A 2,614-nucleotide genomic window follows, 5' to 3' on the forward strand; every position below is an offset into this window, starting at 1 on the left:
GGTGGATGATAATGGCAATACTCCTTTATTTTCTGCTGCTTTAAGTGGCAAAAGAGAGATGGTAGAGCTTTTAATCGGAGAGGGGGCGCATATTGATGCGATAGATGATAATGGCAATACTCCTTTAAGTTGGGCTGCTGAACATAGCCAAAAAGGTGTGATAGAGTCTTTACTTGAAAAAGGAGCGAATATTGATGTGATAGATGGTGATGGCAATACTCCTTTAAATTGCGTTATTATCTCGAATAAAATAGACAATGCTGAGTTAATAGTAAATCACATAGCAAAACTGGAAGCTACTGGCTTATATGTCAGTCCAGAGAATATACAACTTAAAGTTCAGATAATGCCAGAAATAGAAAAAAGAATATTTCTACATAATCATAAACCATTGATTGATGCTTTATCGACGCATTATGGAAGTAATTTTCAAGCAATGACATTTACTGGTATAAAGAACAGGAGTACGAAATAATACACTAATTTACTTTGTAGACTTCGAAGATGTTACAACAAGACATGTTCCTACACTGAAAGTCAAGACATTTGCAGAGATGGTTAAAAATAAAGATATAAATAGTAACCTTGAGTGCCCAAGCACTGAACAAACTCAAGGAGCTAGTCAGTCTCTTAATTAAAGAAGGATACATGGAGACCTGCTGCGAAAACAAGAAGAGGTGTTCCTCGCTTGTATGAAGTATTTTTAAACGTGGTTTTTTTAAAGATCATAATTACCACAAAAACTGGGCTTTCCTTTTGCAGCAGGTCTTAAGCCTCCGCAGCGGACCTTCCGATTCCAAAGCAACTTCTTCTCTGTTGCATTTATTGGTTTGTGGAATAGTAGAAATATTGTTTTAATATCTACATAAAGATATACATATAATTAAGAAAAAGACAGAAGAAAAGAATATAAGAAATTAGAACTGACAAGCAAAAACTTGCTTTTTTATTAAATACGTGTACAATTTAGGCATGTGTTTTTAATTTTGAGGTATAGGTATGATAGACTTTATGAAGAATGAATTTGAAATAATATTGCAGGGGATAGAGGAAAATCCAAGTATATACAGCAATAACACAACTACAAGAATAGCAAATGAATTACAAGAATATAATTCAAGAAGGTCAAGCGAAATTAATGAATCTAGTGAATCTATTCACCACAAAATGCAGCTATTGGATGAAAACTATAACAGAGAGACACAGTTATTGAGTGAAAACTATGGCAGAAAGATACAGTCGTTAAACTACCAGTACAATAGTAAATTGTTACAGGAGCTGCATAACAATGCCAATAGTAGTAAATCCAATTATGATTCTAGACATGCTATACCTGATTATGATTGGGAATATGAAAGGTATAATAATAGTTTGAAAGATAGCGAAGCAAAATTTAATATGGAATTCAAGAAATATGAGAATGAGCTCAGAGAGTTAGAGCAGGAGCGTTGTAGTATAAAACATATAATGCATGAATGTAATCAGTGGAAAAAACATGGGTTTGATATAAATTACATTTTCAAAGTACAAGATGATTCTAACCATACAAAAGAATATACATTATTACATTTTGCTGCAAATTTTGGGGATATAAATGTTACAAAATTACTGTTAGAAGGAGGAGCAGGTGTTGATATAAAAGATCAAAACGGAAATACTTCTTTGCACTTATCCGCATCCAATGGCTATATAGACATAGTAGAACTTCTAGTGAAAGAAGGATCAGACCCTAATGTAGTGAATAAAGACGGAAATACTTCCTTGCACTTAGCTGCTGCAAATGGCCATATAGACATAATAGAACTTCTAGTGAAAGAAGGATCAGACCTTAATGTAGTGAATAAAGACGGAAATACTTCCTTGCACTTAGCTGCTGCAAATGGCCATATAGACATAATAGAACTTCTAGTGAAAAAAGGATCAGATCTTAATGTAGTGAATAAAGACGGAAATACTCCTTTACATAGTGCTTTCTATAATAATTGCACAAAGGTAGTTAAGTATTTAATAGGAAAAGAACCAAGTATGAAAGAAGTTGTAGAGCATCTAGTGAGGTGTGTAGTAGAAGATAGAGCACATACGTTACTAAAAGGTCGTACTCCTTTACATTTAGCTGCTATTTATGACTGCACAGAAGTAGCAGAGTCTTTACTGAAAAAGTGGGAAAATCCTTTGTTAAAAGACACTAATGGTAAAACTCCAAGAGAGTTAGCCACAGATGAAAGTTTAATACAGCTTTTCGGGGAAGCAGAAATAAAACAACAAGAATATAATGCAACCAAGTGGGGTCTTGTTAGTGGCGGATCAACAGCAGTATTAGGTATAGCTGCGACAACCATTTTTGCAACAGTATTTACAATTGGATTTCTGCCTATAGTAGGGGCGGTTGCTGCAGCCACAACACTTGCGTTAGCGGTTGGTGGGACTACATATATGATATTAAAGCCCAGTGCTAAAATAGAGAGAATCGAATGTGAAGAAACATACATCTGCAGAACTTAGGCTTGTTGAAGTTTAGCTCCTTGTGTATGGAATATGCAACTATAGTATTTTCTAAAATGAATGATAAATTTCCATTATGGTATTACCAACCAAAAGTTGTAAGTCTGTATAT

General features: G+C 34.2%; 2 protein-coding genes. Both read left to right on the forward strand.

Translation table 11 applies throughout. From position 1 onward, the window contains the following. Window positions 1-475, forward strand: a 475-nt coding sequence (locus WOCAOBSORBRA_RS05835; RefSeq protein WP_174516138.1) for an ankyrin repeat domain-containing protein, incomplete at its 5' end; no start/stop codon positions are given. A gap of 524 nt (window positions 476-999) precedes the next feature. Further along, entirely contained in the window at window positions 1,000-2,502 is a 1,503-nt protein-coding gene (locus tag WOCAOBSORBRA_RS05840) for an ankyrin repeat domain-containing protein (protein ID WP_174516139.1), read from the forward strand. Window positions 2,503-2,614 lie beyond the last annotated feature (112 nt).

Origin of the sequence: Wolbachia endosymbiont of Cardiocondyla obscurior, assembly GCF_902713635.1 — a bacterium.
GTDB lineage: Bacteria > Pseudomonadota > Alphaproteobacteria > Rickettsiales > Anaplasmataceae > Wolbachia > Wolbachia pipientis.